This window comes from Pseudarthrobacter sp. rb (assembly GCF_056389225.1).
The window spans coordinates 45,251-58,591 of sequence record NZ_JBWJAR010000022.1 but is presented as its reverse complement, the minus strand read 5'-3'; the positions used below and the strand labels follow the sequence as shown (position 1 = coordinate 58,591).

The 13,341-nt window shown below is 68.6% G+C and carries 11 protein-coding genes; 4 read left to right on the top strand and 7 right to left on the bottom strand.

Features of this window, described 5'->3' with window-relative positions:
* A partial coding sequence (locus ACWRN3_RS20525) for a hypothetical protein (RefSeq protein WP_476740339.1) occupies nt 1-96 on the bottom strand: 96 nt, incomplete at its 3' end.
* Nucleotides 97-137: 41 nt separating this feature from the next.
* Between ACWRN3_RS20525 and ACWRN3_RS20520 the strand changes: the two genes are divergently transcribed.
* Nucleotides 138-1,058, top strand: coding sequence for a cation diffusion facilitator family transporter (locus ACWRN3_RS20520; RefSeq protein ID WP_476741723.1), 921 nt, complete (start codon nt 138-140; stop codon nt 1,056-1,058).
* A gap of 183 nt (nt 1,059-1,241) precedes the next feature.
* Nucleotides 1,242-2,762 (top strand): C40 family peptidase, encoded by a 1,521-nt coding sequence (locus ACWRN3_RS20515; RefSeq protein ID WP_476741722.1) that lies wholly within the window; start codon nt 1,242-1,244, stop codon nt 2,760-2,762.
* 48 nt (nt 2,763-2,810) lie between these two features.
* On the opposite strand, the gene ACWRN3_RS20510 is transcribed toward ACWRN3_RS20515, so the two are convergent.
* From ACWRN3_RS20510 to ACWRN3_RS20490, 5 genes are all read right to left on the bottom strand, one after another.
* Entirely contained in the window at nt 2,811-3,695 is an 885-nt protein-coding gene (locus tag ACWRN3_RS20510; RefSeq protein ID WP_255174270.1) for an ABC transporter permease, read from the bottom strand.
* Nucleotides 3,685-4,731: an ABC transporter ATP-binding protein gene (locus ACWRN3_RS20505; protein WP_476741721.1), complete on the bottom strand. Its 1,047-nt coding sequence runs from the start codon at nt 4,729-4,731 to the stop codon at nt 3,685-3,687. Before ACWRN3_RS20505 ends, ACWRN3_RS20510 begins: the two co-directional genes overlap by 11 nt.
* A 45-nt stretch (nt 4,732-4,776) precedes the next feature.
* Nucleotides 4,777-5,958, bottom strand: a complete 1,182-nt coding sequence (locus tag ACWRN3_RS20500) for a LolA family protein (protein WP_476741720.1) — start codon at nt 5,956-5,958, stop codon at nt 4,777-4,779.
* Between the two features lie 84 nt (nt 5,959-6,042).
* On the bottom strand, nt 6,043-8,892 hold the full coding sequence (locus ACWRN3_RS20495) for a PEP/pyruvate-binding domain-containing protein (RefSeq protein ID WP_476741719.1): 2,850 nt from the start codon (nt 8,890-8,892) through the stop codon (nt 6,043-6,045).
* A 39-nt stretch (nt 8,893-8,931) separates the two neighbouring features.
* Nucleotides 8,932-9,972 carry a universal stress protein gene (locus tag ACWRN3_RS20490; RefSeq protein WP_255174266.1) on the bottom strand — a complete coding sequence of 347 codons (1,041 nt, stop codon included), beginning with the start codon at nt 9,970-9,972 and terminating at the stop codon, nt 8,932-8,934.
* A gap of 425 nt (nt 9,973-10,397) precedes the next feature.
* Here ACWRN3_RS20490 and ACWRN3_RS20485 point away from each other — a divergent pair, with 425 nt between their 5' ends.
* Nucleotides 10,398-11,033: an NAD(P)-binding protein gene (locus ACWRN3_RS20485; RefSeq protein WP_255175520.1), complete on the top strand. Its 636-nt coding sequence runs from the start codon at nt 10,398-10,400 to the stop codon at nt 11,031-11,033.
* A 55-nt stretch (nt 11,034-11,088) separates the two neighbouring features.
* On the opposite strand, the gene ACWRN3_RS20480 is transcribed toward ACWRN3_RS20485, so the two are convergent.
* On the bottom strand, nt 11,089-11,742 hold the full coding sequence (locus tag ACWRN3_RS20480; RefSeq protein ID WP_324643975.1) for a copper resistance CopC family protein: 654 nt from the start codon (nt 11,740-11,742) through the stop codon (nt 11,089-11,091).
* Between the two features lie 111 nt (nt 11,743-11,853).
* Here ACWRN3_RS20480 and ACWRN3_RS20475 point away from each other — a divergent pair, with 111 nt between their 5' ends.
* Complete coding sequence (locus ACWRN3_RS20475) at nt 11,854-13,296, top strand: NCS2 family permease (RefSeq protein ID WP_159633691.1); 1,443 nt, start codon at nt 11,854-11,856, stop codon at nt 13,294-13,296.
* Nucleotides 13,297-13,341 lie beyond the last annotated feature (45 nt).

Here is a 13,341-nt window from a genome sequence, read left to right as displayed (position 1 = left end):
CGACCACTTCACCCGTCTGGACCCGATCAAAGCCAAAAACAACGCGATCAAAAAGCTCAACAACCTCGGCTTCAATGTCACCATCACCCCGGTCACCGCAGCCTGACGAACCCTACTTTCGTATTAGCCTTGTAAGCATGGGACACGACCACAGCCACAGCCACGGGATCACCGCCACCGGGCGGCACCGGAAACGGCTGGTGGCCGTCCTGGGGATCACCCTCGGCGTCGTCCTCATCCAGCTCGTGGGAGCGGTGCTGTCCGGTTCGCTGTCCCTCCTCGCGGACGCCGGTCATATGCTCTCCGACGCGGCCGGCGTCACCATTGCACTGCTTGCCGCCTGGATCGCGGGCCGCCCGGCGAGCGACCAGCGGACCTACGGCTACCAGCGCGCCGAGGTGCTCGCGGCCCTGGCGAATGCTCTGATCCTGATCGTGATCTCCGTGGTGATCTTCACCGAGGCGGTCCGCCGGTTCGGCGCACCGCCGGAAGTGCAGACAGACATCATGCTGTTTGCCGCCATCCTCGGCGCCGTGGCCAACCTGGTGTCGCTGTTGATCCTTCGCACGGCACAGGATGAAAGCCTGAACATCCGTGGCGCCTACCTGGAGGTGCTGGGCGACCTCCTGGGCTCGGTGGCCGTCATCATTGCCGCCGTGGTCATTATGGTGACCAGCTTCCAGGCTGCAGACACCATCGCCTCCGTCCTTATCGCGCTGATGATCCTGCCGCGGGCCTGGAGCCTGCTGCGCGACGTGGTGGATGTCCTGCTGGAGGCCAGTCCGAAGGGGGTGGAGGTGCAGATGATCCGCGAGCACATCCTCTCGGTTGCCGGCGTGACCGATGTCCACGACATCCACATCTGGACCATCACGTCCGGCGTCCCCGTCTTCTCGGCCCATGTGGTGGTGGAGGACGGCGTGCTCAACGCACGGGGTGCCGACCAATTGCTGGACAAGCTGATCACGTGCCTGGGTTCCCATTTCGATACCAACCACTGCACCTTCCAACTGGAGCCTGCGAGCCACTCAGAGCACGAGGAACATCAACACGCCTGACCCCGACACACCCGCGGATTTCACCGGAAAATGACACCCATGTGGTTTATGTTATTGACGTGACTGTTGTTGCTAATGTGCAAAAGGTCACGTAGCCTCGGACTGCTGGCGAGCAGCTGAGGGGCACAGTCGTGCCGCATCCAGAACCTCACTCCCAGTCTTACCGTTGCGAGGTCTCTGCAGATGGCTTTACCCGGATCCGGCCGCAGGACGGCTGCGCTGTGCGCCGCCGTCGCACTCTTTGCATCCGTGGCAACACCCGCACTCGCGGTGCCTGCACCATCGGCCCCCGTGACCGTTCCTGCGTCGCCCGCAATTCCCTCGCCGGACGACATTGCAGCAGCGAAAGCCAGTGAAGCCGCGACGGCGGACCAGGTCAGCGCGATCGAGCGCATCCTGGCGGACGCCTCCACAGCCCAACAGGCAGCGTTCGCGGTGGCCATGCAGGCCAACAACTCCTACAGCGAGGCTCTCGTGGAGCTGCAGCAACGGACGGAAGCGGCGTCAGCTGCCGCAGCCAGAGCCTCCTCCGCGCGCGACCAGCAGGACAAAACCCGGAAGCAGGTGGGTCAGCTCGCCGGCGACCTGTACCGCAACGGCGGCCTGAACCCCACCCTCGGAACCTTGGCCAGCGGCAGTGAAAGCCTGCAGCAGGCTGCCACGCTTGAGGCACTTTCCGCCAGCCGCAGCCGGGCCTTTGAGGCTGCGGACGCTGCTGCCACCGCCTACCGTTCCCTGACCGCAGCCGCGGAGGACGCCACCAAAGCCGCCGATGATGCCGCAAAGACGGCCGAGCAACGCAAGACCCAGGCGGAACAGGCCAACGCCGCGCAGGTCAAAGCCGTTGCCGACGCCAAGGCACAGCGGACCATCCTGGTGGACCAGTTGGCCCAACTCCGCAACACGACTGTGGCGCTCGAATCGGCCAGGGTGGATGCCCTTGACCGGCAACGCGAAGAGGCACGCCTTGCTGCCTTGTCCGCCGCCGCGGACCAGGCGGCGCGGGAGAAGGCTGAGCAGGACAAGGCAGCGCAGGAGAAGTCAGCGCAGGACAACGCCGGCCAAAACCGGGCCGCCGGACGGAACGGCGGCGGCCAGGACACGGCCCCTGCAGCGCCGGCACCCGCCCCGGCCGGGCCAGCGCCTGCCGCTCCGGCTCCGGCTCCGGTTCCGGCTCCGGCGGCGCCGGCACCTGTTCCTGCTCCGGCAGCCCCGGCACCTGCACCCGCCGCGCCTGCTCCCGCGCCGGCGCCCGCCCCTGCCCCGGCTCCCGCGCCCGCTCCCGCCCCGGCTCCAGCTCCGGCCCCGGCCCCCGCGCCTCCCACGGGCTCGGGCACGTACGAGGCAGCCATTTCGGTTGCCCTGGGGAAGGTGGGCGCGCCGTACTTCTACCAGTGGGGCGGCACGGGCGTTTACGGCTTTGATTGCTCGGGCCTGGTGCAGAATGCCTTCGCCGCGGCCGGGACGTACCTTCCACGCACCGCATCCCAGCAGTATGCCGCCGCCCCGGTCCACGTTCCCATCTCGCAGGCCCGCCGCGGCGACCTGCTGGTCTGGGGTTCCGCGCCGAACTTCTACCATGTGGCCATCTATCTGGGGAACGGCCAGGTGGTGCAGGCCCTGAACCCGCAGGAAGGCATCACGGTTTCCAGCATCAGCTCCATGGTGGGCATGGACCTGTACCCGTACGCCGCCCGTTACTGACCAGCGGACTGGGCGCGCGGCAGGACCTGGAGGATCCTGCCGCCGTCGTCAGCTCAGGATGTCCTTGGTGACGAAGCGGCCATAGGCGAGCGCGCCGAACACTGCCACATAGCCGGCCTGGAGCAGGGCGTTGTCCACGAAGGAATCCCACACCAGGGGCTGGCGGAGCATGTCGCCGAAACCAAGCCAGTAGTGGCTGAAGAGCCATGGGTGCAGCCAGTCCAGCTGCGGAAGCTGGTCCAGGACCTGGGAAACCACCGAGACCACCACGGTTGCGGCCATCGCCCCAACGGGAACCACTGTCATGGTGGACAGGAACAGCCCGATCGCTGACAGCCCGGCCAGCGACACTGCCAGGTAGGCGGCGATCAGCACTATCCGCAGGGCAGCGTCGGCGGGCTGGACCACCCCGCCGGAGAGCAGTGTCACCGGGCCTACCGGGAACAGCGCCGCACCAATCGCCGCGCCCGCCAATCCAACGGTGAGTGGAGCCACGATGCAGAAGGCCAGCGCCCCGGCATACTTGACCAGGAGGAGCCGCACCCGCCCTGCCGGCGCCACCAGGAGGTACCGGAGGGTCCCCAGGTTGGCCTCCCCGGCGATCGTGTCCCCCGCCACCACCCCCACGGCGAGCGGCATGAATAACGGGACGGAGACCAGCATGGCCGTGAAGGCCACAAACAGCCCGTTCTGGGTGATCCGGTCGAGGAACGCAGGACCACGCCCCGGTGGGACCGCAGAGGAAACCTTCACGGCCACGGCAATGAGGACCGGAATGGCGGCGAGCGCCAGGAGCAGCGCCCAGGTCCGCCGGCGCCCGAACAGCACCTTGAGCTCCGACCCCAGAAGGGATAGTCCCGGGCTGCGCGGGACGGCGGCCGTCCGGGTGGCTTTGGCGGTTTCCGGTATCTCGGCGGGAACGCTACTGGGCAACGTCGAATCCTTCCCCGGTCAGGGCAACGAAGCGGTCTTCAAGGCTTTCACGCTCGACGGCGAAGCCCCGGACGCGGACGCCGGCCTTCACCAGGTGCGCCACAACATCCTCCGGGAGCACCGCAGTCTGCCCGGCCGCGGCACCCATCGCCGCAACGATGGTCTCCCCATCCAGCTGTGGGCGCTGGGGTTCCTGCGGCCCCGGAAGGCCGGGAAAGGCGGGATGTCCGGGTAGGGCGCGACGTTCAGCCTGTGCCTCCGGGTCTGCCGGCCCGGGTGCCAACCCCAGCCCCGCCAGGACCTGCCGCGCCGCGCCGCCGTCGGGCGTTACCAACCGCAGGCGGGTGCTTCCGGCCTGCCGCAGCTCGGCCAGGGGACCCTGTGCCACGAGCTTTCCCGCGCTCATGACGGCGGCGTGGGTGCACATCTGGTCCACCTCGGCCAGCAGGTGGCTCGAGACGAAAACGGTGGTGCCCTGGTGTGCCAGGGACCGCACCAGGTTGCGCACTTCGCGGGTGCCCTGTGGATCCAGCCCGTTGGTGGGTTCGTCCAGTACCAGCAGGTCCCGGGGTGAGAGCAGGGCATTGGCTATGCCCAGCCGCTGCTTCATTCCCAGGGAGTAGGCGTGCACGCGTTTCCCTGCCGCGTGCTCCAGGCCCACGCGCTCCAGTGCCTGTTGCACGCGGGCTTTGCGCGTGGCGGGCACCGAATGCGGGCTGGCGGAGTCCAGCCGGTGGAGGTTTGCGGCGCCGGACAGAAAAGGGTAGAAGGCCGGGCCTTCCACCAACGCGCCCACGCGCGGCAACACCTCGTGAAGCTTGTGCGGCATCTCCTGGCCCAGCAGGTTCACTGTCCCTGCGGACGCGGCTGCCAACCCCAGCAGCATGCGGATGGTGGTGGTCTTGCCGGAGCCGTTGGGGCCCAGGAAACCGAAGACCGTCCCGTGCGGGACGGCCAAGTGCACGTTGTCGACGGCGGCCTGCTGGCCAAAGTGCTTGGTGAGGCCCCGGGTCTCAATCGCCAGGCCGGAAGTCACCGCGCCAGGGCCGCTCCGGTTGCCACTCCCCCGCCCGTCCAAGGCCTACCGGGCCGCTGCTGCTGCGGCCTGCAGCCTCTCCGGCGGCACCATTCCCGCGAAGATCCGGCCGTCGTCGGTAATCAGGATGTTGAGCAGTGCCGTGGACAGCAGCCGGCCACCGGGTACGGCGACGGCGGCCTGGGACAGCAGCGGGTCCTGCAGTATTGATTCGGCGGCGGCGGCGGATCCACGTGCTGTGCCTGCCACTGTCTCCCAGCCGGCACCGGTTACGGAGATATCTCCCGTGGCGCCGCCGTGCATGGCAGCCGGGTTATGGGCATCGGCGGGGTCATGGGATTTGGCGGGGTCAGGGGACTTGTCCGGTACGGGGAGTTCCTTGACGGTGCTGCCGGGCGGCGGGGTGAAGGCGAATACTGACGGGTCCGGGGCGTCCAGGGAAAGGCTGGTGAACCCGGACGCGAAGGCAGGCTTGTCCGCGCCGCGCGCGGTCACCTGGACTGACAACGGCATCCCGCTGGCACCGTCGACGGCGATGGCCACCTTGCCTACCAACGTTGCGTCCGTGCGGGGCTCGATCAGCAGGTTGTAGGCGGCGCGCCCTGCAAAGGAAACGTCCGGGCCCACGGATACGGCGGTGCTGGGGTCCACCTTGGCCAGGAACTGCCGGGCCAGCTCAGCCGGAGTGTGCATGCCGCCCTGCGTTTCACCCGGAAGCCGTGGGTCGTTGGCATGCGCAGGGTCTTTGGCATGTGCAGGGTCAGTGCCGTTCGCCGGGTCCTGGGTGTGCGCCGGCAGGGACAGGTGCGCTGCCGTGTTGTCCTTTGAGGAGTAGAGCCAGACGTCGCTGCCGTGGCGGACCACGTCCCGTTCGGCCAGTTGGTCCATTACCTGCACACGGGCATTATCCTTGCCGTCCACGTAGATGCGCGCGGTGTGCTTGCCTGACAACAGCTCGATCACCGACGCCACGCTGCCGGCGGACGCAGGTCCGGACGCAGCACCGGACGGCTTCCCGGCAACCGGAAGTTCCGGCAGTCCCAGTTCAGCGGACTGCTCCACCGTCCCCGAGAACGTGCGCACCTGGTGGCTGGCCGCCAGTTCCAGGACCTCGGCAGGCGTCTTGGCCGGCAGCGGGTTGCTGGCGCCGGCCGGGAGGGACCCGATCAGGGCACCGGAGGCAATGGCCACCGGAGCCGCGACGGCGGGCAGCCACCGCAGCCACATCCTGCGCCTTGTGGTGTTTCTTTGCACCTGTACGTGTTGGAACGGTCCGCTGGAATCCAGCCTGTCGGAGCCCATAGATACAGACTACGCCCGTGCAGGGGGGTCCGTGCCCCGGGGAACTTTCCCGTTCTGCGGCGTACCGGGGCGTTCCGGCACAACGGTTCCCGCACCGCCGTCGACCGTTATCTTTTGGCCCGTGCTGATCAGGCCGGTGGCGTCCGCCACGCCAACAACTGCGGGGATGCCGTATTCCCTGGCCACCACGGCGCCGTGGGAGTTGGGTCCGCCCATCTCCATCACCAGTCCTCCTGCCGTCAGGAACAGCGGAGTCCAGCCCGGGTCCGTGGACGGTGCAACCAGGATCTCTCCCGGTTCCAGGCGGGCTCCGACGGGATCCAGGATGACCCGCGCCGCAGCGGTCACCGTCCCGGCCGAGGCCGGGCTGCCGGCCAGGGTCCCGTTGGCCGGACCTCCGTTCGCGGCGGTTCCGGCGGCGGCCCGCACTGCCTCGGGTTCGGTGCCGTCCGAAAGCAGCACCCGTGGGATGTGCCGGCGCCTGAGCTCCAGGGCGTAGTCCTGGCGCCGGGCCGCCACGAGTGCCTTCAGGTCCGGGGCAGGCGCCGGGCTGCCCGCGGTTGTTCGGGTCAATGCCTGGCGGACCTCCGCGAAATCGAGGAAGAACACGTCGTCCGTCTGTTCCACCGTGCCCGCCTGCTCCAGTTCGGTACCCACCAGGAGCAGCTGCCGCCGGACTTCCCCAAGGCCAAGCACCAGCTGGTACTTCGGCAGCTCCCGCAGGCCTGCGAACATGCGCGCCCGCCGGAGTGCGGCACGCACCAGCCGTCCCCGGATCCTGCTGCGGGCAGCGGCCCGGGCAACGAGCCGGTCAACCTGCGCTTCTGCGTCCTCGGCGGCTTTGCTGAACTGGGCATCCGGCGCCAGGGCGGCGTCGTCCAGCCGGAGGTAGTTGGCGAGGATGCCCAGGATGTGTTCCGGTTCCTCCGACCACCGGGGCAGTCCGACGTCGATCTCGCCCACCGCCCGGTGGCCATATCTGTCCAGGAACCTGGCAAGGCCGGCGTCCAGGCGCGCCGGCAGCTGGCCGGCCTGGAAAGCGGCTGCGAGGGCGGATGCATCGCGGGCCACCAGTGCGGTGCGCGATTCGGCGTCTTCCTGGATTGCCTGCGCCAGGTGCCACAACTCCAGGTCCATTTCCGTGGTGACGTTGTTGGGCAGGCCGCGGATCACCGGTTGCAGCCCGTCCCACGCATTGCCGCCCACGAGCTTTCCGGCAAGGCCCAGCATCGCGAAGCCCAAGGCGGGAAGGGGAAGGATGGCAGGAACAATGGGGAACAGGCGCGATCCCGTGAGGGACTGGGCATGGTCCAGGCGGGCCAGGGCGCTTGCTGCGCCGCCGGGAGCCAGGGACGCCTCGAAGGTCCGGGTGAAGCGGTCAAGCCGGCGGAGGGCCGCCCCGGGCCGGACCAGCGCACGGAGGAAGGTGGCGGGAACCTCTGCACGGATTGCCGCGGGTCCGACGTGGCGCAGCAGCCCGAGGGGCGTCCTGGTGGTCACCGAAAAGGCGGGGTCCGCGAACAGCTGCCGCATGACCGTTGCCGTCCGTGCCTCCATGATGTCGAAGACCCGCGGCACGAGCCGGCGGCCAACGGTGCTGCGGATGGGAGTGGTGAAGTCGACGTATATCCGCTGCCCCGCCTCGGCGTAGGGGGATGGCCCTTCCCGGGGATCGGAAACAGGGAAGCCGGCGGCGGTGGCGACGGAGGAGGCGATGAGGCGGACAGCAGCCAGGCCCATGGGTGTCAGCGGCCGTGTCAGTCCCTGCGCGAGGCTGAAACAGAGGTAGGCCCTGGTCCCGCCAACGGCGGACGCTGCCTGCGGAACCCTGCCGGCAGCACCGTTGCTTTTCGGGACCGGGTAGAGGGTGGTGATGGGCCTGGACTGCGTGAGCCACAGCCCATCGGCGCCGTCGACGGCCCACTCGATGTCCTGCGGGGAACCGAAATGCCCTTGGGTTTGCAGCCCCAGCCGCATCAGGCCAACCACCTGGCTGTCTGGAAGGCACGCGGTGCCCTGGGCGCCCTGCACCTGGCGGATTTCGGTCCCGCCGCCGGCAACCGGCCGTATCTCCACGCCCTTATCGCCGGGTTTCCGTTCCAGCACCCTGCCGGTCAGTGCGTCCACCACGAAGTGGTCCGGATTGACGGCACCGGAGACCACGGCCTCGCCGAGGCCGGGGCTGGCATCGATGACTACCTGCCGGCGGCTGCCGGTGAGGGGATTCGCCGTGAACATCACGCCGGCGGTCTGGGCGTCCACCATCCGCTGGACCACCACCGCGAGCGAAACGGCTGCCGGGTCGATTCCGAGGCTTGCCCGGTACGCGGTTGCCCGGTCCGTCCACAAAGACGCCCAGCACCTCCGGACGGCGTCCAGCACCGCGGGCACCCCCACGACGTTCAGGAAGGTGTCCTGCTGGCCGGCGAAGCTGGCGAAGGGCAGGTCTTCAGCGGTGGCCGAGGACCTCACTGCCACCGCAACGTCCGGCCCCAGTGCCGTATAGGCCTGCTCCACGGCATGGGCTACGGCTGCCGGAACCGGAGCGTCCAGGATTGCTGCCCGCGCCGTTGCGGCCAAGCCGGCTGCGTCGGGAAGGTCCCCTGCGGCCCCTGCCGTCTCCACCATGGTGGCGTAAACCCCTGCCAACGCGGGAAGCAGGGCGTCGGGGGCACCTATTGCCTGCCGGTATGCGGCCGTGGTCAGGCAAAAGCCGTCCGGAACCGGCAACCCGGCAGAGAACAACTCCCCAAGGTTGGCTGCCTTGCCGCCCACCAGCGCCAGCATCCCTGAGTCGAGGCTGCCCAGGCCGAGCACCAGCCCCTCGGACCCCTCACCGGCTGTCATCTGCTGCGTCATGTCCGCGGTCCCCCGCCGGCTCCCCGGGAAAGGCGCGGTCTAGGCGGCGTCGCCCAGGATGGGGCCGAACCGCCCGCGGTCGGCCAGGCGGGGGTCCTCCCGGTCCGGGACCACCATGACCGGGCCCTTGGCATGGTGGAGCACGCCGTCTGATGTTGAGCCCAGGAGCATTCCGGTGAAGCCGCCGCGGCCGCGGGTGCCCACCACCACCAGTTCAACGTGCCGGCTTTCCTCGACGAGCACGTCCACCGGCGAGCCGTCCTTCAGCTCGTAGCCGGCCTGGAGGTTGGGGTAATGGCTGCGGAGCCAGGCCATGCCGGCTTCCAGGGTGACCCGGATGTCATCGAACAGGGCCTTCCGGTCCATGGGCGCCGGAACCCAGGCCAGCGAGCCGCTGTACTGGGGAACGGCGCAGACCACGCGGAGGGATGCGCCAAGGCGTTCGGCCTGGTCGGCTGCTTCAAGGACGGCAACGCGGGCCTGCTCGGAGCCATCCACGCCAACCACCACCACGTTCTCCACCGGCCGGTGCCCGGACCTGGCCTGCTCGGCCTTGACGCGACGGTCCTCCGTGGACTCGCCGAGCCGGTCCGAGCAGAACAATGGGACCGTCACCGTGGGGCATTTCGCGTGGGCGGGCAGGGCACTGCTGACTGATCCCAGGAGCCGGCCCACAAAGCCGCCGCGGCCGCGGGTGCCGACCACCAGGAGTTCCGCGGTTTCGGAAATGTCCAGCAGGACTCCGGCGGCGTCGCCGTTCTCCACGGCGGAGCTGACGTCCACGTCGTAGGCGGCAATCTTTTCCAGGGCCTGCCTGGCAATGGCTTCGGCGCCTTCGCGGATGACGGAATCATCCACGGTGGCGTAGCCGCCGTCCAGGCCGGACGCGGCGAAGATCGGCACGGAGTAGGCGGTGACGATGTGAAGCGGGCGACGACGGCGCTGGGCTTCCCGCGCGGCCCACACCAGGGCGCACTGGCCATGGTCCGAACCGTCAACGCCCACCACGATGCCGTGGGGAGCGGCCGCGCCACCCCCACCGTCCCGGGCCGGGTCCGGATGCAACTCTCGTGAGCCCATGGGGGCCGCCTCCTCGCGATACGCCTGATGTTGCGGCTATTCTGCCAGAAAACGGGCCGCTCCCCGCGCACCCGGCCCAGCGGTGGCACCGGCAGGAAAAGGACCGCTCCCGATTCCCACTATTCTCTGTCCCCCAAGCCTTAGCAAGCCTGCTCAGGGGCTGATGGGCCAAGTTATCCACAGGCAATTTGCCGGGTTCCGGAAAGCGCCTTCTCGCCACGAAAATGATTTCGTTCACGGGCTATCCACGGCCGCTTTTGTTCTGTAGTCTTCAGGACATTGTTGGTCCGGGACGCCAACTGCTTCTTCCTGTCAGGACGGTCCCGGCCATGCGCTGCGGCCGTGCTTGGGGGTAACGGGACGCGAGCCGGCGAGGATGCCGGCACCTGCCGAAGCTCCATAGGAGGGAAACTGTAGTGTCAAGCATGCCTGGGATTGCCGGGACCGAACAGACCACCACCATCGTCATTGGCACGGGCCTGTCCGGACTGGCCGTGGCTGCTGAGCTGCGCCGCCATGGGGTGGACTCCATCGTGGTGGACGGCCTCGACATCCTGGGCCAGGCCCAGCCCGCGAACACTACGTCACTGCAGCGCTGCGATGCGGCGGACAGCGGCACCCTGCGCGAGCGGAACGAGATCCTGCGCCACCTGCGCAATTACGCCGCAAGCCACAGCGTGGACGTGCGGAACACCACCCGGGCGGTGCAGCTGAGCATGATCGAAGCACCTGACCAGGCCGCCCCGCAGTGGCAGGTGCACACCCCCACGGGCATCCTGGTGGCGGACCACATCGTCCTCACCCGTTGCGCCCACAGCCAGTTGCGGCGCATGCTCAACGACTTCGGCATCGCCGTGGGCCGGAACGTGGCGGCAGCCATGCGGGCCATCGGCATCTACCTGGTGGGAGTGGGCGAACTCATCACGCCATCGCCCAAAGAGGTGCTGCGCCAGGCCAAGACCGTGGGCCAGGCAATCTCTGCCAAGGTCAACCCGGACGGCGCCCTCCCGTCCACCGGCGTCTTCCCGGCAACGGGAAGCTTTGCTGCCCTGGGCTGCTGACTGCGGCCCCGGTACGCGCTGCAGGGCTGGAAGGAACCGGGCCTGCCGGCGGGCGCTACTCCCCGGCCCTGTTCCCGACCTCCCCGTCATCTTCGGTGTCCCCGTCGCCGGTGAGCCGGCGGCGGGCAAGGACGCCCAGCGCCACCAGCAGCCCCACGGCCACCACCGCAAAAATAACAATGCTCCACTGGAACGGCTCGCCCGCGCCGGCCGGCTCCGACGGCTCTTCCGTGACCCCGGGCTGGGCGGTGCCCATGCCAGGGACCGCACCCGCCGCCGTCGAACTTCCAGCCGTGGGTGTCCCCGACGAAACGGCACCGGGAGCACCGGAGGCCGCGGAGAAGGTGAACGTCCCCTCAATGGGATGTGAGTCCGAGCTGACCACGCGCCACGCCACCGTGTACATGCCCGCCGGACCGCCCGGGCGGAGCTTCTGGGTGGCCACGTTGTCCACGATCTGCACGGAGCCATCAGCCCATTCGGTGCCGCCGGCGTCCTTGATGGAGAAGGACGAACCGATGCCCAGGGGCTTGTTGCTGAAGGTCACCGAAACCTCGGCGGGCGGGGCAGCCAGCGCAGCCCCCTGCGCCGGGCTGGTGGACTCGGCAGCATCATGCGCGGAGGCGGGGCCCGCCAAGCCCAGCGCGGCGGCGGCAAAGACAAACAAGCCGAGCACAAGGCTCAGCAACTGGCGGCGGACCTGGCGCATGGTTGGGCTGCTCCTCGTGTTGGCTTCCTTACAGACTAGGCGAATTTGCCGGCCCACTCCCTGCCGCTCCCTTAGGATGCAGGTATCCCCACACACTTCCCCGGAGGACTAATGCTTAAGCAAGGCTCTGCCCTGGACCGGTATTTCAGGGTCACCGAGCGCGGTTCCAACCTTTCCCGCGAGATCCGCGGCGGGTTCGCCACGTTCTTCGCCATGAGCTACATCGTGGTGCTGAACCCCCTGATCCTGTCCGGGCCCGACTCCAACGGCACCACGCTGGGCTTCCCCGCGGTGGCTGCCGTGACCGCGCTGGTGGCAGGCATCCTCACCATCCTCATGGGGGCGTGGGGCCGGCACCCCTTCGCCCTGGCCACCGGCCTGGGCGTCAACGCCTTCGTGGCCGTCACCGTGGCCACCAATCCCGGGCTCACCTGGCCGGACATGATGGGCCTGGTGGTCCTCTCCGGCGTCACCATGCTGATCCTGGTCCTCACCGGTTTCCGTACGGCCGTGTTCAAGGCCGTGCCGGACGGACTCAAGACCGCCATCGTGGTGGGCATCGGCCTGTTCATTGCCCTGATCGGCCTGGTCAACGCCGGGTTCGTGCGCCGCATCCCGGACGTCGCAGGCACCACCGTGCCCGTTGGCCTGGGCTTCGAAGGCAAGCTCCTTGGCTGGCCCACCGCCGTGTTCGTGTTCGGCCTGATCCTGACCATCGCCCTGGTGGTGCGCAAGGTCAAGGGCGCCATCCTGATTGGCATCATCACCTCCACGGTGCTGTCCGTCATCCTTGAGACAACCCTGCACATCGGCCCCAGCTTCGACGGCAAGAACTTCAACCCGCAGGGCTGGTCCCTGGTGGCCCCGGCGTTTTCCGGCTGGGCGGCCCCGGACCTCTCCCTGATCGGCAAGGCCAACCCGTTCGGTGCCTTCGAGCACCTCGGCTTCGTGGCCGCCACGCTGCTGGCCTTCGTCATCCTGCTCAGCATCTTCTTCGACGCCATGGGCACCATGGTGGGCCTGGCCAACGAAGCCGGCACGGTGGATGAACACGGCAACATTCCCGACGTCGACCGCGTGCTCCAGGTGGACGCACTCGGTGCCATTATCGGCGGCGGCGCCTCCGTCTCCTCCAACCAGATCTACGTCGAAGCCGGTGCAGGCATCGGCGAAGGCGCCCGCACGGGCGTGGCCTCCATCGTCACCGGGGTGCTGTTCCTGGTGGCCATGTTCTTCACCCCGCTGATCAACCTGGTGCCCTTCGAGGCCGTGGCCCCGGCGCTGGTGGTGGTGGGCTTCATGATGGTCTCCCAGGTGGGCAAGATCGACTGGCAGGACTGGGGCATCGCGATCCCCGCGTTCCTCACCTTCACCCTGATGCCCTTCACCTACTCCATCGCCAACGGCCTGGGTGCCGGCTTCATCGCCTACGTCCTGATCCGCACGGTCCAGGGCAGGGTCAAGGACATCCACCCGCTGATGTGGGCTGTGGCCGCGGCGTTCGCGCTGTTCTTCGCCATCGGCCCCATCGAGGCGGCCCTGGGGATGAAGTAACCCCTAACACGGAAAGGGCTGGTGCGGCGTCTGCCGTACCAGCCC